Genomic DNA, 16,608 nt, shown 5'->3' with positions numbered 1-16,608 from the left:
TTGGTAACACCTTCGAAAATCAACATGCAAAAAAAAGCACACAACCGCCTCGTCGGGATGGTTGTGTGCCTCAGGCTGCCTGAATCGTCAGTTGACTAGACTGTTCCCAGCTTCTGGGCTGTCAAGCCAATACAATGCGCAGCCTTTTCCACCAGCTCGTCAATTTCGTTGCGCTTGATCACCAGCGGCGGGCTCAGCAGCATGCGGTCTGCAGTGGCACGCATGATGAGGTTGTGCTTGAAACAGAAATCGCGACAGATATTGCCCGTTCCCCATGGATCATCGAATCGTGCACGGGTACTTTTGTCGCTGGTGAGCTGAATGCCCGCCACCAGACCTGCACCTTGAATCTCGCCCACAATCGCCATGCTTCCCAGCGCTTCGCGTAGCGATTTCTGGAAGTACACACCAGTGTCGGTTTTCACCTGTTCGATAATGCCATCGCGCAGCATGCGGATATTGGCAATGGCCACCGCTGCGGCAACCGGATGACCGGAGTAAGTGAGGCCGTGATTAAAATCACCACCCGCGATCAGCACATCGGCCACGCGCTTGTGCAGACCCACAGCGCCCATCGGCACATAGCCCGAAGTCAGACCCTTGGCCATGGTCAGCAGATCTGGCTCGAAACCGAAGTGCTGGTGCGCAAACCACTCGCCCGTGCGGCCAAAGCCGCCGATCACTTCGTCGGCGCACAGCAGGATGTCGTACTTGCGGCAGATGCGCTGGATTTCCGGCCAGTAGTTTTCCGGCGGGAAAATCACACCGCCCGCGCCCTGGAACGGCTCGCCAATAAAGGCGGCAACATTTTCAGCGCCCAGTTCCAGAATCTTGGCTTCCAGCTCCTGCGCGCGCGCCAGACCGAATTGTTCCGGCGTCAGATCGCCCCCTTCGGCATACCAGTAAGGCTGATTGATATGCACGATATGTTCGACGCGCGACGGCATCTGCTCGTGCATATAGCCCATGCCGCCCAGCGACGCACCGGCAATGGTCGAACCGTGGTAGCCGTTCTTGCGGGAGATCACGAACTTCTTGGCGGGCTGGCCCTTGGCCTCCCAGAACTTGGCGACGATACGCAGCACGGTATCGTTACCTTCGGAGCCGGAGTTGCAGTAGAAGAAATGCTCAAACCCGGCCGGCGTCACTTCTGACAGCAGCTGCGACAGCTCGATAATCGGCGGATGCGTGGTCTTGAAGAAGGTGTTGTAGTACGGCAGCTCCAGCATCTGGCGATGTGCGACTTCTGCCAGCGTTTTGTTGGCGTAACCCACATTCACACACCACAGACCAGCCATGCCATCGATGATCTTGTTGCCTTCTGAGTCATGCAGATGCACGCCTTCGGCATGGGTAATCACACGTGCGCCAATCTCTGCCAGCTGCTTCTGGTCAGAAAACGGGTGCAGGTGGTGGGCAGCGTCCAGCGCTTGCCATTCGCGGGTGGTTCGCGCGGTTTGCGTCACGCCAGCTTCGGCCACGACGGCCGGGCGCTTATCAAAAATGGACGACATGTCTTTCTCCCAAGTGTTCGGTACTGCAATGCGTTGTGTTGATGTTCGATGTTTTTATCGTAACTGGTAGGCGCGGCAGGCCTCACCAAAGGCTCGGAATAGCGCGGTCGACAGCGGATTGCTGCCGTGTTGCCATTCGGGGTGCCATTGCGTGGCCAGCGTGAATCCGGCGGCATCACGCACGCTAAAGGCTTCTACCAGACCATCCGGTGCGGTCGCTTCAATCTTCAAGCCGTCGCCCAGACGATTCACGCCCTGATTGTGTACGGTATTGACCATGGCGCTTGCCTGCCCGGTCAGCCTCCGGATCAGGCCATCTTCCGGAAAATTCACGGCGTGCGCGGGACCGTACTGCACCTCCAGCGGCTGATCTGCCGGCTCGCGATGATCCAGCATGCCCGGCAGTTCATGCACCTTCATGTGCAGGCTGCCACCGTAGACGACATTCATTTCCTGAAAGCCGCGGCAGATGCCAAAGAGCGGAATCCCGCGCTTCACGGCCTCGCGAATCAGCGGCATGGTAGTGGCATCGCGATGCTGATCGAGATACTGGCCTTCCGGCAGCGCTGGACCTTGATACAAGGCGGGGTCGACCATGGACGGGCTACCGGTCAGTAGAAAGCCGTCCACGCTCTCCAGCGTATCCTCCATATCCTGCCGATCGCCAAAGGCAGGCAGCAGAATCGCGTGACAACCTGCTCCGGCTACCACGGCATCAATGTATTTTTCCCCAACCAGATGGTAGGGATGCAATCCAATCTGCTTGCGGTCGGCGACAAGCGCCACCACGGGTTTGCGTTTCATGCTTCACCTGAACACATGCGCACAAAGGCGCGGTCTGTTTGATCCTGAGGGCCACCCTCATTGCCTTATATGGCGGATTGATTTATGGCGGATGGCCCACTCCATTTACATGGATTGTATATGTGCTGCTGTGTGTGTCTTACAGGACGGCTTCTGCGGGTGTGTAGGTGTAGCCAAGGTCACGGGCGACTGCTTCATAGGTCACCTTGCCTTCGCACACATTCAGACCATTGCGCAGATGCACGTCGTCCTTCAGTGCCTGCTTCCAGCCCTTATTGGCAATCGCCAGCGCATGGACCAGCGTGGCATTGGTCAGGGCAATGGTGGAAGTACGTGCCACGCCGCCCGGCATATTGGCCACGCAGTAGTGGGTAATGCCATCCACTACATAGGTCGGTTCCTGATGGGTCGTTGCCTTGGAGGTTTCGAAGCAGCCACCCTGATCAATCGCCACGTCCACCAGCACCGAGCCCGGCTTCATCAGCTTGAGCATGTCACGGGTCACCAGCTTGGGCGCTGCAGCCCCCGGAATCAGTACGGCACCGATCACTGCATCCGCCTGACGCAGTTCGGTTTCGATGGCATCGCGGGTGGAGTACAGCGTCTTGATGCGGCCACCAAAGGTTTCGTCAATTTCTTTCAGGCGCGGCAGCGAGCGATCAAGAATCGTCACATCCGCCCCCAGACCGGCGGCCATGCGCGCAGCATGTGTACCCACTACTCCGCCACCAATCACGGTCACCTTGCCCGGAGCAACACCCGGCACGCCACCCAGCAATACGCCTGAGCCGCCCTGTGACTTTTCCAGTGCGCGCGCAGCGGCCTGAATGGACATCCGGCCAGCCACTTCCGACATCGGCGCCAGCAAAGGCAGGCCGCCACGCGGATCGGTCACGGTTTCGTAGGCAATCGCCACCGAGCCGGATTTCACCAGCGCAGCGGTTTGCTCTGGATCGGGTGCGAGGTGCAGATAGGTGTAGAGAATCTGACCGGGACGCAGCATCGCGCATTCAACCGGCTGCGGCTCTTTCACCTTGATGATCATGTCGGCAGCCGCAAAAATTTCTGCGGCAGTCGCGGCGATACGGGCGCCAGCAGCGACATATTGATCATCCGGAAAGCCGATGGCGGTACCTGCATTGGCTTGCACCACCACATCGTGGCCATGCGACTTCAGTTCTTTGACACCTGCGGGGGTCAGACCCACGCGGTATTCGTGATTTTTGATTTCCTTGGGTACACCGATCAGCATGTTCTTGTCTCCAGAAGTAAAGGCGCAGTTGTGCCACGCCAAAAACCATCCTCGGGTTTACCGGTGGATAGCCCCGAGAGGGTGAGCGCAAACTTCGCAGTTGTGCTTGAGCGTTGTCAAACATTTCAAACACATTTGATGTGTCACTGCGATTAAGCGCACAATTCCTCATTTGGAGCCGGTGTTTTCTTGTACATTTTTCCGGTAATCCGCCAAAGATTCTAGTCGCCACCCGTCCGACTACGCAACCTATGTGTTCAGAATTTTATACACTCCGACCGAAAGACTTGACAGACGGTGTGATTTCGCCGCCAATTCCCCTTTCAGAAGCATGTTTTCAGGAACCCCATCATGACGCTTGAAGTGAGCACCCGGCTCAAGCTCATCCGCGAAAAAGCCGGTTTGTCCCAGCGTGAACTGGCTAAACGCGCCGGTGTCACCAACAGTACCATCTCACTGATCGAGCAGAATCGCGTCAGCCCCTCAGTCTCTTCATTAAAGAAGGTACTGGACGGAATTCCCATGACACTGGCCGACTTTTTCACCTTCGATGCTGAAAATGCGCACGCACCGTCGCCATTCTTCACGGCGGAGGACATGCCAGACATCGGTGGCGAGGGCATTGCCTTCATGCTGCTTGGACATGGATTAAACGGGCGGCACATCACCATGTTGCGTGAGGTGTACGAGCCCCATGCGGATACCGGCGCAGACATGCTGAAGCATGACGGTCAGGAATGCGGCATCGTGGTCAGAGGCGAGATCGAACTGACGGTCGGGGCACAGAAGCGCGTCCTGAAACCCGGAGATGGCTACTATTTTGACTCGACCAGTCCGCATCGCTTCAAAAATATGGGCGATGACGAGGCTGAAATTATTAGCGCCAACTCTTTATCGAGCTTTTAATTTATCGATTACCTGAGAAAAATATCGACTTCAAAAATGATCAATGTGAAATGCATATGACAAGCATCTGACTGTTGCAGCGAGCGCCACAGTCAGGAAACCTGTCAAAAATTCACTTGCGCCCAGCATCGCTTCCACGTAAAAAGCGCTTGCGGATTGTCTGAGGCTTTGCCGACGACCCGCGCATCCCATGTGCATGTTGCATGCGGGAGCATTAATTAATTTTTTATTCAGGAATAGCAAAAAATGGCAACTGGTACCGTCAAGTGGTTCAACGACGCCAAGGGCTTTGGTTTCATCACTCCCGATGAAGGTGGCGAAGACCTGTTCGCACACTTCTCCCAAATCCAGTCTAACGGCTTCAAGAGCCTCCAGGAGCGCCAAAAGGTCAGCTTCGACGTGACACAAGGCCCGAAGGGCAAGCAGGCTTCCAACATCAAGCCGCTGTAATGTGCTGACGTCGCACTGACTTCGCAGAACCCGGCCATTTGGTCGGGTTTTTTATTGCCTGCACCATCCATCCCTTTTACAACATCAGCATCTGCTTCTGCACTATAACTAGTGCGTATGAGCGATCACGAAGCCTTTTATGCCCAGCTGAGCGACCGCATTTTGCGCTTGTGGAATACAGCCCACGAGCACGAAGCCGAGCAGTCGCTTGCGCGCGCCTGGCAAACCGCCAATGGCGAAGGGCGAGAACAACGACAGCGCTTGTTCAAGGCGTTGATGGATAAGCGCGTCCATCGTAGCAGCACGGAAGTGATTGCCTGGCTGGACATGGTGCTCAAGCAGTTTGGCTTGCCTGAAGAGCTGCTACCCGAGACCTACCAAAACGCACTATCGTATTTTGTATCGCTGCATCTCGATCATTTCACTGCATTCGAGGCTCGCGGCACGATTGCGCGAATCAAACAGAAAATTAATTTCAGCGCCTATTCACCCGAATGGGGGGCACTCGACTGGCGACGTCTGGATGATGAAACCATCCGCGCGGGCATGGCCGTGCTGAATGTCTTCAACGAAGATGGTCTGAAGCAGATCATTGAGCATCTGGACGCCATCGATAGCGAACGCACTCGAACAGATCTGGAAAACGGACTGGCGACACCGGCAAACTGGGATCGCATCGATCCCGCACAGTTGCCGCAGGACAAAACCATAGAGGGCATTACGGAAGCAGCACTGAATCGCATGATTGCAGCTTCGGCTACGCTCAATACCTCACCCGCCAATATGGCTCCCCAAGCCGCCGAGTCACCGGAACGCTTCTCACTCTTTACACGATTGGCCGCCCTGACCTGGATGATGGACCTGGATGCATTCAAAAAAGCGCGGGACACCCTTGACCCGCAAATCTTCTGGCCTGCCATGGCCGCTGCATTGCGTCTGAGGCGTGATAGCCCCATCCTCAATGAAATCATGCTGGAAATCGGTAGATCGGGTGCCGGGCCGCTGATGCTCAAAAATTGCGATCCGCGCACCGCTTACAACTACAGCAAAGAAGTGCGGATTGTTGCCCCGCCCGGTGACAGGCCTGCGCCATCCAGTACCGCCCCCAGCAAAGACAAGTCCCCCCATCTCCCTAGCAAACCACTGGCGGGTGAAATCAAACGCCGCTAGCGGGAGAGGCCCCGGGGTTAGTCTTCGTGCTGCCGCAATGCATCCTCGACATCCGCCAGCAGAATATTCAGCGCATCGCTGGACAGGTGAATTTCCCGCAATGAAATCGCCAGCGATCCCATCATAAACGCCAGGCTGACGCCAAATGCCCCATGTGCCAGGTATTGCCAGCCCATAAAGACAAAAAACATGCTGACCACGCACATGAACATGCTACCCGCGCCAGCTGCCTGCATGGCTCGAATGAGCAGGACTCGCCTACGCAAATTAGCAATCTGCCTCGCGATTTTGGGATCCTGAGTAGCGAGATAGTCGTCATGAAGCGTGCGGATGATTGACGACAAGGCCAAAAACCGATTGGTGAACGCCAGCAAAAGCAGCGAAATGGCCGGAAATAGCAACGCCGGCACGCCTATATTCATTTCCAATATTGCATCCTTTTTTCACTGGCGGCGATGGACATCGTGGCAGGTGCAAGGGGCTGTCATACCAGCAAACCCGTCTTCCATAAGGATACATTAATCGACGAGCGGTTACGGCATATCAGCGAGTCCGTTCCTATAGTGAACGGGTGACAGCTGTGCACTGAAACAGTCGTGCAATTTTTCAGGCGCGCATCCAGTCAGTCGATAACCGTAACAAAGAGGAACGCTCCATGCTGAAACTGCGACTTGCCGTGCTTGCCGCCCTCAGCCTTACCGGGCTTGGCCAGGTCTGGGCTGACGAGGCAGCCGGAGAACCATCCAAACTCAGTATTTCCGGCTTTGGCACTTTTGCTTTCACCAAAACCAATGCCGAAGATACGTCTTTCATGCGCATGAACAATCAGGCCAATCGCGCGGACTCTTCATGGGACATTCGCAACGACTCCTTACTAGGGGTTCAGGCCAACTACACGTTTAATCCGCAATGGAAAGCCGTTGTTCAATTGCTTTCCCATGAAAATTCGCACAATAACTTCCAGCCCGCACTGGACTGGGCCTACCTGGCCTGGCAACCCATGCCCGCACTGACTGTCCGCGCAGGCCGCTTTATTGTGCCAGCCTTCATGGTATCTGACTTCCGCAATGTAGACTTTGCCAATCCATGGGTACGTCCACCGACCAATGTCTACAATATGGCCACCATCAATAATATTGACGGCATCGATGCAGTCTATCGCGGTTCATTCGGCCCAACGACCTTTGCGGTGCAGCCATACTACGGCCGCTATGACTTGGCGTTTCCGGGGGGCACTCTAATTCGCTTCAACCGCATGGCCGGTGTGAACATGACCTTCGAATATGAGTCCCTGTCCGTTCGCTTAGGATACATGAACGGCGTGCACACGATTATCAATCCGAATGGCACCATCATGACGGATTTCCGTGATCTAATAAATACGCCTGTCGCTCCGGACGGCGCAACCTTCAATCAGGTTTATCCAGGATATGCCGATATAGCGAATCAACTTGATCGTGATCACAAGCCGTTTGACCTAACCGGACTAGGCTTCATCTATGACAACGGAGACTTGCTGGCGGAGGGTGAATATATCTGGCGCCGCACTTCCTCACAGTTGGCAAATGCAACTGGTTGGTATTTGACAGGCGGATGGCATATTGGATCATGGATGCCCTATGTCACCCTATCCGCAACCAAGAGTTCTGAGCTAGATTTCAACCTAAACCCGCTCTCACAATACAGTGCACTTGGCCCGCTCAATGCGAATAACTTGGTCGGACCTGGTTCAAAGCAGAAGGCCATCGCCGTAGGTGTTAGGTACGACTTGACCAAGTCAGTTTCGCTCAAGGCGCAATACGATCGTTTCACGCCTCAGGATGATGCAAATGGCCCAACAAGTGGGCAGGCGCTGCGGACAAAAGGTCTTGCACAGCCGCTGTCTTATTACGGCCGCAGCATTGGCGTGACGACACTTGCCGTAAACTTTGTATTCTGAGAGGGAGAGGCCGATGAAACAATATGTTGCAATGATGGCTGCTGCAGCACTCTCCGCATCTGCATTGGCAGGTGACTGGGTACTGGTGACCGGGGCAAAAAGTCCGCTAGGCAAGCTGTCCGAGGATCAGGCCAGCAACGTGTATCTGGGCAAGATTCCGGAACTGCCGGGCGTGGGTGCGGTGACTTTGTATGATCTGAGCGACGGCAACAATCTTCGCGACGATTTCTACAAAGGGCTGACCAACAAGAGTGCTGCGCAGATGAAGGCGTACTGGTCGAAAATGGTGTTCACCGGCAAGGGCACGCCCCCCAAGGAATTACCTGCTTCATCAGACGTGAAGAAAGCCGTTTCCGGCAGTCCTAATGCACTGGGCTATATCGAAAAGTCCGCCGTGGATAGTTCAGTCAAGGTTGTGTATCCCTGATCTGGCCTGAACGCTACCAACCGATGCCCGCCCACCGGCGGGCATTTTTGCGTCTGCGGATTTAATCAATGTCAGCCGACCTTGCCGTATAATGTCCGCCTCATTTCCATTTGCCTTTGGCACGCCTCATGACCACCGAGATGCATTTGCCCGATCCGCGCGTGTTTTCAGCTGAAACCACGGCCATTCATCAACTTGCCATCGATCTGCTGACCGACAACGCCCCCGGCGCCATGGTGCGCCACGAAGCTGCGCTGGATGCCGCGCTGAGCGACTCGCTCAAGGCGGGCGCGCAGACGGTTGGCGAGGTACTGGCCGCTGCGCCTTCGCTGGCGGTGTCGCGCTGCCTGCAGGAGCGCATTGCACGTGTATGCAGCACTACTGCTGGTGCGCATGCGGTGATCTTTGCCATTCCGCTGGTGATGGTGGTGGGCGTACGTCAGGGCCATGTCATTCCGGGCCAGCTACCCGATATCGATGCCATCAAGCACAGTCTGACCGAACAGGGCATCTTCGCGAAAGATGCGGATATCTGGTTGTCCGCCAAGCTGGTGGATCAGGCGCAGCTGGAAAGCATCACTCCTGCGCAGCTGCTGAACTGGCGCGATGCCCTGCAATACGCGTCCGGCGGTCTACCGCACGATTTTGCCGGTGCGCCAGTGAAGTTTGATGTGGATGGCGTGGCGCTGCGCTATCTGGTGGGCGTGGCCTTGCAGCCTGCCGAGCAGACACCCGTGGTGCAGCTCAATGCGCCAATGGGCGCCTGGGCGATGGCCATCAGCAAGCTGATTGGCGAACAACTGGCCCATCCGGCGCTGACCTTGTTCCCGCTGCCACGCGCACCGCAAGCGTGGATCAGCGCGCTGTTTGATGGCATCGATGCTCAGAAGCGCATCCGCTTTGAAGTATTTGCCAGCAGCATTCTGCGCAAGCTGCGTACCGATGGCGAAACGCCAGTGGCCGTGCTGTCTGCGCACGAAGGCAATGAAATCCGCGTGACCATTGGCGCCGAGAAAAACGGCGAGCAGTGGGAAGGCTTTGTCTGGCCGCTGCAACCCACCGACCGCATCGATACCATTCAGCATGCGCTGCTGGACGTGCTGCAGGAATGCCGCATCGAACAAGTGCGCGTGCTGGCGGATGTGCTGCCATCCGTGAAGCAATCCCTGCCCTATTTCCCGCTGCCGGTTGAACTCGACCAGACCAGCGAAACCCGTCACTGAGAGACAACATGAGCCAGAGCGAAGCCTACTTCAAGCATCACGTGTTCATCTGCACCAACCAGCGTCTGGAAGGCGAATCCTGCTGCAATGCCATGGGCGCGTCCGCTGTGCACGCCTACGCCAAAAAGCGCCTGCGCGAGCTGGGTCTGGATGGCAAGGGCAAAATCCGCAGCAACAAGGCAGGCTGCCTCGACCGCTGCGATCAGGGCCCGGTGATGGTGGTCTATCCGGAAGGCATCTGGTATCAGTACGTGGACGAACAGGACGTGGAAGAAATCATTCAGGAACACCTGATCAACGGCCGTATCGTCGACCGCCTGAAGATCTGATCATGCGTGCACCTCAATTCATTCCGCTGATGATTCAGGGGCCGGTTGGTCAGCTCGATACCTTGATGCTGGAACACGCCGAAGGCGATACGCCTATCGGCATCGCGCTGGTGGCACACCCCAATCCCACGCAGGGCGGCACCAACACCAACAAGATCGTGCACACGCTGGCCAAGACCTTTTCGCGGCGCGGCTTTGTGGTCTATTGCCCCAATCTGCGCGGCGTAGGCAAGAGCGACGGCACCCACGATCACGGCCATGCCGAAGTGGACGATATGGCCGCTGTGCTGGCGCATGCACGTGCCCAGCATGGCGACCTGCCGGTACTGCTGTCGGGCTTCTCCTTCGGCACCTTTGTGCAATCGCAACTACGCGAACGCACGGGCGATGCCAATATGCTGCCCATGGTGCTGATCGGCCCGGCATGCAGCCGCTTTAACCTGCCTGCTGTGCCTGCGGATACGATTGTGGTGCATGGCGAAGAAGATGAAGTCGTCGATCTGTCCTCGGTGTTCGACTGGGCCCGCCCGCAGTCGCTGCCGATTACGGTTGTCCCCGGCGTCGGCCACTTCTTCCATGGCAAGCTCAATCTGCTGGCCGATATTGTGAACCGGCAGATGGTGACCATACTCAGCTAACCCCCGTCAGACAATCCGCTGCGCCATAGTGCAGTTCCCCCGCAGCGGCGGGGGCGGAGGGGGTGGTTTATTGAAAGACACCGATGAACATCCGCGCCGACCAGCTCGATTCCTCGCTCCTGATTGCCGGTTTTGCCGGGATGGCAGTGATATTGGCTTGGGCGTCCAAGCACGCGGCATGGCGTGATGAACGTCATTTGGGTTCGAGCTTTGGCGCCGCTGCACTCATCAGCGTGATCTGGCAGCTGTCTACCGGCATCAAGCCGGGGCTGAGTTTTCATCTGCTGGGGATGTCGGCGCTCGTACTCATTGCCGGCCTGCCCCGCGCGGTGATTGGTCTGGCGCTGATTCTATGTGCTAATGCGGCGAACCAGCATGGCGATTTTGCGGCGATTGGCATCAACTTCTGCGCGATGCTGCCCGCGCTCGGCTGGGCATGGGCCTGTCTGAGGCTCAGCCAGCGCTATCTCCCCACGCATTATTTCAGCTATTTCTTTGCCAATGGCTTTTTTGGTGCTGCAGCCGGATTCTGGCTAGCGGCGCTTGGCCATATGTTGACCTTATGGGCAGCGGGCGTGTATTCCGCCACCTATCTATCCGAAGAAGCCCTGCCCTATTACCTGCTGTTTGGCTGGTCTGAGGCCTTTACCACCGGGATTGTGATGGCGGTACTGGTGATTTATTTTCCGCAGTGGGTCAGGACGTTTGATGATGGAGTGTATTTGCAGCATGGATCGCAAGAGCATTAATTTCGTATTTGGATTATTCGCGTGGATGATCTGTGCTTGCACTTTTGGGGAGAACACGCCAGCTATCCCGATTAAACCGGATGCATCTTTTGATGTAGCGATAACAGATGTATCTGTTGATCAGGCCATTCAACGATTTGAAGCCATCCCGGATTTAAAAGTACTGCGCATCAACTCTAGTGGTGGCGATATTACTGCGGCCGTCCGGCTGGCGCGCTGGATTCAGTCCCGGCATCTGGATGTGATGGTTTCTGGGTTCTGTATGTCCGCCTGTGCCAATTACCTCTTCCCGGCGGGCCATACCAAGTACATTCAGCCCAAGGCGCTACTGGTCTGGCATGGCAATTTGAATGATCCTGAAGTGGATGAGTGGGTAGCCACGAAAAACAGTCAGCTTAAGGACGCACAGGCGTCTGGAAATGATCAGGAAGTAGCTCGTCTGACTCAGTTTATTGATAAAATCAAGCAGCAGCGCGAAACAGAAAGTCGCTTTTTTGCCGAGTTCAAGGTAGATGAAAAGCTTTCCAGACTTGGCTATCTCAAGCCCGGACTCTCCGATGCGTGGATCGTACCCGTGGAGGTCATGTCGCACTTTGGCGTAACAAATGTGGTTGCACCAGATGGCTATGGTACAGCGGGTTATCTTGCCACCTCTCCTTTTAAAATGTTTGTGAAGGAGAAGCTGGCATCGATTTGTCTGAATGAGGTAGGTGAGCCGATCTTGTGCAAATAAATATGATAAAGAATGGCACATGACATGAATCTAAAATGGATAATCACTGCATTAGCTGCAAATCGTGCGATACAACACTCGCTTTACCCACAGAATATTCCCGTCGCAGAAGAACTTGCGCTTGATTTTGAATCAGCAATGACCGCTATTTCACATGAATCCAAATCGAGCTGGTCAACCGATCAACAAGCAGCCATCATCGCACTCGATCAGAAAATGGCAATGCTAAGCGGGACTGGACATGATGACATTTGGTTGGATGAACATGCGCTTACCCACCCAGAATGGGATGTGATTCGCTCGCTCGCCCGAAATGCGCTGATTGCGTTTGAATGGCAATACACTGTGCTCATGCCCGTAGACAGTCTGTACGTCAATCTTCCTGACGAGTGAAGCTCACTCCCCCACCACAAACCGATACCCCGCCCCCACCTCCGTGAGAATATGCACCGGCTGTGCAGGATCGTTCTCCAGCTTCTGGCGCAAATGCCCCATGTAAATGCGCAGGTAATGGCCGCGATCCACATGTCCCGGCCCCCATACTTCGGAGAGTAGCTGGCGGTGGGTCATGACTTTGCCGGCTTGGCGGATCAGGGAGGTGAGCAGGCGGAATTCGATGGGAGTGAGGCTAACCGGCTCGCCCTTGCGGGTGACGGTTTTGGCATCGAGATCGACTTCAACTTCGCCAAAGCGGACGTGCATCTCGGGCTGGGCAGGCGTGACCATAAAGCGGCGCATATGGGCACGCACGCGGGCAAGTAGTTCGGCCATGCTGAAGGGTTTAGTGAGATAGTCGTCGGCGCCGGCATCCAGCGCCTGAATCTTGCTTGACTCCTGCGTGCGTGCGGACAGCACGATGATGGGCACAGGCGACCAGCTGCGCAGTTTACTCATGACCGCCACGCCATCCATATCCGGCAGACCGAGGTCCAGCAGGATCAGGTCGGGCTTGCGGTTGCTGCATTCGATCAGGCCGCGTGCACCGTTTTCGGCAACGAATACCTGAAATCCGGCGCTTTCGAGCGAATGCTGAACAAAGGCTGCAATTTGCGCTTCATCTTCAATCACCACCACATTGCTCACGCAAATTCTCCTTCCAGTTGTGCCAGATCGGGCGGATTGCCCAGCGGCAGCGCCATACAGAATTGCGCCCCGCCTTCTGCGCGATTGTCTGCCCAGATTCGGCCTTTATGTGCCGTCATGATGGCTTCGCAAATGGCGAGACCCAGGCCCACGCCCGAGGTGGCGGATTCCTTTTCACCGCGCAGGAATTTCTCAAAAATCCGCCGTTCCATGCCAGCCGGAATGCCGGGGCCATTATCGGAAATCGTCAGCACGCAGTCTGATTCGATCACGCGGGCGCGAATATCGATGATCGCATCTTTTCCCGCGTATTTGGCGGCGTTTTCCAGCAGATTACACAGTACACGCTCGATCAGGATGGCATCGAACTCCACCAGTGGCAGATCGGATGGCAGCGTCACGCTGATACGACAGGTCGCCAGCGTCTGACCGCATGCACGCAGTGCGCTGCCGACAATCTCTTCCAGTACCTGCCATTCACGATGCAGATTCACTGCGCCTGCCTGCAAGCGCGCCATTTCCAGCAGATTGGAGATCAAGCCTTCCATGCGCATGGCTTCGACATGAATCGCGTCCACGGTTCCCAACTGGGCGGCACTCAACTGTAAGGTTTCACGCAGGGTACTGGCCAGCCCGACGATGACGGTCAGCGGCGTGCGCAGATCGTGTGACACCGCTTGCAAGAGCGTATTGCGCAGGCGTTCCGATTCCATCGACACCAGTGCATCCTGCGCGACTTCGACATAATGGACACGTTCGATGGCCAGCGCGATTTGCGAGGCGGCGGTTTGCAGCATCTGCTGCTGTTCGGGGCGCACGAGAAAGCGCGGATGCTGCGGCTCCAGCACCAGCACCCCGCGTGTGCGCATCGGGGCTTTCAAGGGCAGATAGCGGGATACCGCCGAGGTAAGAGTATGCGTCCCCAGTCCGGCTTCCTGCTGATGATCGTACACCCACTGGCCGATGCCTTCGTCCGTCACCGGCCAACTGTCGCGATGCGCATCCCTCACCGGCTGGCGCACTTTCTCGTGGCTATCGGGCAGCAGGATGGCGGCCTTGCAGGCAAATTCGGTTTCGACATGGCGCACGCCAATTTCGAGAATCTGGTCGTAGGTGAGTGCACCGGCCAGTTCGCGCGATAGGTTGTAGAGTGACTGCGCACGCTGCTCGCGATGCATGGCAATGCGTGCCTGAAAGCGGATATTGGCGGTGAGGCTGGAAATGGTGAGCGCCACCACCAGCATCACCACAAAAGTGAACACAAACTGGGTATCACTGACCGCAAAGGAAAAGCGTGGCGGCACAAAAAAGAAGTCGAACGACGCCACCGACAGCACCGAGGTGAGCACCCCCGGCCAGCGCCCGAAACGCGCCGAGGCATATACTACCGCCAGCAGATACACCATCGCCACATTGGTCAGATCAAAATGCTGCCATACCGGCCATGCAAGACCCGTTGCCAGCACGGACGACATCGCACCGAATAGCAGCCCTTTGCGACGCTCGACGCCAGCCGCTTCCACACTCTCATCATCCGTCTGAGTAGATGCATTGGCTGTATCCGTGCCATCCCGCTCCATTCCTGTCCCGATTACATACACATCCAGCCCGGCCGGACTGGAGGCGATCTTTTCCGAGATGGGCGCACGCAGCAGCTGCGAGACTCGGGAGCGCGAAGACGGAGCCAGCACCACTTTGGACACATTACGGCTGCGCGCATAGGAGATCAGCGACGAGGCCGCATCTGCGCCCGCCAGTGATTGGGTTTCCGCGCCCAGCTCACGTCCCAGATTCAGTGAATCGAGAATCTGCTGGCGGTGCGAGGGGGGCAGCTTTTGTAGCTTGGGTGTTTCGACATAGACCACAATCCAGTCGGCGCGCAGATTGGCGGCCAGGCGCGCCCCTGCGCGCACCAGCCGCTCGGAATTGCCCGGCCCTACACACACCAGCAGGCGTTCCTTGGCCTGCCAGACGCGATGGATGGACTGATCGGCACGGTACTCGCGCATTTGCGCATCTACCCGATCTGCAGTCCGCCTAAGCGCCAGCTCGCGCAAGGCAATCAGATTGCCCTTACGGAAAAAATGTTTGGCGGCGCGCTCGGCCTGCTCGGACAGGTAGACTTTGCCTTCCTTCAGACGCTGCAGCAGTTCTTCGGCTGGCAGATCAACCAGCGTCACTTCATCGGCGCGGTCGAACACAAAATCCGGCAGCGTTTCATGGACACGAATCTGGGTAATCTGCCCGACCACATCGTTCAGACTTTCCAGATGCTGGACATTGAGCGAGGTATAGACATCAATGCCGCTGGACAGCAGCTCTTCCACATCCTGCCAGCGTTTGGGATGACGCGAGCCTTCGACATTGGTGTGTGCCAGCTCATCCACCAGAATCAGCTGTGGATGGCGGGCAATGGCTGCATCGAGATCAAATTCGGTCAGCGTGCGCCCACGATAGTCTACCGCCTTGCGGGGCAGCAGTTCCAGCCCTTCCACCATGCGGGCGGTTTCGCTGCGGCCGTGGGTTTCGACAATGCCGACCACCACATCCAGCCCCTGCGCTTTCATGGCGTGGGCTGCGGATAGCATGGCAAAGGTTTTGCCCACGCCCGCCGAGCTGCCAAAAAAGATTTTCAGCTTGCCGCGTGCGGCCTGTGCCTCAAGCTGCATCACGCGATCGAGCAGCGCATCGGGATCGGGTCGTTGATCTGTCAACTGTTTACTCCAGCAAACGGGAAAGCCCGCCGGGCTGGCCGGCAGGCATCATGTATTAGCACTGAGCAGGTTTACGACTTCGCAGGTGCCGTGAACGGCGCCGCTGCGTCCAGGGCCAGATTCAGTTTCAGCACATTTACACGCGGCTCGCCAAGGATACCGAACTGGCGACCCTGTGTATTGGCAGCAATCAACGAAACCACTTGCGCGCGCGGCAGCTTGCGCACGCGTGCAACACGATCCGCCTGATACAAAGCCGCCGCCGGGCTGATGTCCGGGTCCAGCCCGCTACCGGATGCAGTGACCAGATCAACCGGAATCGGCGCATGATTATCCGGGTCAGTCGCCTTGAGTGCATCCATGCGGCCCTTGATGGCATCAATCAAGGCCGGATTGGTCGGCCCCTGATTGGAACCTGCCGAATTGGCTGCATCATAGGGACGCGGGCTGGTCGCAGACGGCCTGCCCCAGACGTATTGTGGTTCGGTGAATGACTGGGCGATCAGGCTTGAGCCAATCACCTTGCCCTCCTTGTGAATCAGGCTGCCGGCAGCCTTATCACTAAAAGCTGTCTGTCCGATCAGCGTAGTTAGTGCGGGATAGGCCACGCCTGTCACCACGGTCAGCATGGCAAACGTAGCCAGCAATGGACGAATCAATTTACTCATGATCTTCAT

The 16,608-nt window shown here is 56.7% G+C and carries 18 protein-coding genes; 11 read left to right on the top strand and 7 right to left on the bottom strand.

Features of this window, described 5'->3' with window-relative positions; genetic code table 11:
* Nucleotides 1-95 precede the first annotated feature (95 nt).
* From KSF73_05695 to ald, 3 genes are all read right to left on the bottom strand, one after another.
* On the bottom strand, nt 96-1,514 hold the full coding sequence (locus KSF73_05695; GenBank protein MBV1775204.1) for an aspartate aminotransferase family protein: 1,419 nt from the start codon (nt 1,512-1,514) through the stop codon (nt 96-98).
* A 54-nt stretch (nt 1,515-1,568) separates the two neighbouring features.
* Nucleotides 1,569-2,318: a gamma-glutamyl-gamma-aminobutyrate hydrolase family protein gene (locus KSF73_05690; protein MBV1775203.1), complete on the bottom strand. Its 750-nt coding sequence runs from the start codon at nt 2,316-2,318 to the stop codon at nt 1,569-1,571.
* Between the two features lie 139 nt (nt 2,319-2,457).
* Nucleotides 2,458-3,570, bottom strand: a complete 1,113-nt coding sequence (gene ald, locus KSF73_05685; GenBank protein MBV1775202.1) for an alanine dehydrogenase — start codon at nt 3,568-3,570, stop codon at nt 2,458-2,460.
* Nucleotides 3,571-3,921: 351 nt separating this feature from the next.
* On the opposite strand from ald, the gene KSF73_05680 reads away from it, so the two are divergent.
* The 3 genes from KSF73_05680 (at nt 3,922) to KSF73_05670 (ending at nt 6,096) form a co-directional block, all read left to right on the top strand.
* Nucleotides 3,922-4,476 carry a cupin domain-containing protein gene (locus KSF73_05680; protein MBV1775201.1) on the top strand — a complete coding sequence of 185 codons (555 nt, stop codon included), beginning with the start codon at nt 3,922-3,924 and terminating at the stop codon, nt 4,474-4,476.
* 246 nt (nt 4,477-4,722) lie between these two features.
* Nucleotides 4,723-4,926 carry a cold-shock protein gene (locus KSF73_05675; protein MBV1775200.1) on the top strand — a complete coding sequence of 68 codons (204 nt, stop codon included), beginning with the start codon at nt 4,723-4,725 and terminating at the stop codon, nt 4,924-4,926.
* Between the two features lie 117 nt (nt 4,927-5,043).
* Nucleotides 5,044-6,096, top strand: coding sequence for a hypothetical protein (locus tag KSF73_05670; GenBank protein MBV1775199.1), 1,053 nt, complete (start codon nt 5,044-5,046; stop codon nt 6,094-6,096).
* 17 nt (nt 6,097-6,113) lie between these two features.
* Here KSF73_05670 and KSF73_05665 read toward each other — a convergent pair whose 3' ends face one another.
* Nucleotides 6,114-6,518, bottom strand: a complete 405-nt coding sequence (locus tag KSF73_05665) for a DUF2721 domain-containing protein (protein ID MBV1775198.1) — start codon at nt 6,516-6,518, stop codon at nt 6,114-6,116.
* Between the two features lie 254 nt (nt 6,519-6,772).
* Here KSF73_05665 and KSF73_05660 point away from each other — a divergent pair, with 254 nt between their 5' ends.
* The 8 genes from KSF73_05660 (at nt 6,773) to KSF73_05625 (ending at nt 12,527) form a co-directional block, all read left to right on the top strand.
* Nucleotides 6,773-8,035, top strand: coding sequence for a porin (locus KSF73_05660; protein MBV1775197.1), 1,263 nt, complete (start codon nt 6,773-6,775; stop codon nt 8,033-8,035).
* Between the two features lie 13 nt (nt 8,036-8,048).
* Nucleotides 8,049-8,462, top strand: coding sequence for a hypothetical protein (locus KSF73_05655; GenBank protein ID MBV1775196.1), 414 nt, complete (start codon nt 8,049-8,051; stop codon nt 8,460-8,462).
* Nucleotides 8,463-8,590: 128 nt separating this feature from the next.
* A complete protein-coding gene (locus KSF73_05650) occupies nt 8,591-9,685 on the top strand; it encodes a hypothetical protein (protein MBV1775195.1) in 1,095 nt (364 codons plus the stop codon).
* Nucleotides 9,686-9,693: 8 nt separating this feature from the next.
* Nucleotides 9,694-10,014, top strand: a complete 321-nt coding sequence (locus KSF73_05645) for a (2Fe-2S) ferredoxin domain-containing protein (GenBank protein ID MBV1775194.1) — start codon at nt 9,694-9,696, stop codon at nt 10,012-10,014.
* Between the two features lie 29 nt (nt 10,015-10,043).
* Entirely contained in the window at nt 10,044-10,652 is a 609-nt protein-coding gene (locus tag KSF73_05640) for an alpha/beta fold hydrolase (protein MBV1775193.1), read from the top strand.
* 83 nt (nt 10,653-10,735) lie between these two features.
* Nucleotides 10,736-11,401, top strand: a complete 666-nt coding sequence (locus KSF73_05635) for an energy-coupling factor ABC transporter permease (GenBank protein ID MBV1775192.1) — start codon at nt 10,736-10,738, stop codon at nt 11,399-11,401.
* The gene (locus KSF73_05630) at nt 11,382-12,134 is read left to right on the top strand and encodes a hypothetical protein (protein MBV1775191.1); all 753 of its coding nucleotides are present in this window, start codon (nt 11,382-11,384) and stop codon (nt 12,132-12,134) included. Before KSF73_05635 ends, KSF73_05630 begins: the two co-directional genes overlap by 20 nt.
* Nucleotides 12,135-12,158: 24 nt before the next feature.
* On the top strand, nt 12,159-12,527 hold the full coding sequence (locus tag KSF73_05625) for a hypothetical protein (protein ID MBV1775190.1): 369 nt from the start codon (nt 12,159-12,161) through the stop codon (nt 12,525-12,527).
* 3 nt (nt 12,528-12,530) lie between these two features.
* Here the strand turns inward: KSF73_05625 and KSF73_05620 are convergent, their stop codons facing one another.
* The 3 genes from KSF73_05620 to kdpC form a co-directional block, all read right to left on the bottom strand.
* The gene (locus KSF73_05620; GenBank protein MBV1775189.1) at nt 12,531-13,223 is read right to left on the bottom strand and encodes a response regulator; all 693 of its coding nucleotides are present in this window, start codon (nt 13,221-13,223) and stop codon (nt 12,531-12,533) included.
* Nucleotides 13,214-15,886: a DUF4118 domain-containing protein gene (locus KSF73_05615; GenBank protein ID MBV1775188.1), complete on the bottom strand. Its 2,673-nt coding sequence runs from the start codon at nt 15,884-15,886 to the stop codon at nt 13,214-13,216. The genes KSF73_05620 and KSF73_05615 overlap by 10 nt, the downstream gene beginning before the upstream one ends.
* A 116-nt stretch (nt 15,887-16,002) precedes the next feature.
* Nucleotides 16,003-16,599: a potassium-transporting ATPase subunit KdpC gene (gene kdpC / locus KSF73_05610; GenBank protein ID MBV1775187.1), complete on the bottom strand. Its 597-nt coding sequence runs from the start codon at nt 16,597-16,599 to the stop codon at nt 16,003-16,005.
* Nucleotides 16,600-16,608 lie beyond the last annotated feature (9 nt).

The sequence above is a fragment of the Burkholderiaceae bacterium DAT-1 genome (genome assembly GCA_019084025.1).
In the GTDB taxonomy this organism is placed as follows: Bacteria; Pseudomonadota; Gammaproteobacteria; order Burkholderiales; family Chitinimonadaceae; genus DAT-1.
The sequence above is the reverse complement of the archived record's forward strand: the minus strand, read 5'-3'. Positions and strand labels throughout refer to the sequence as shown.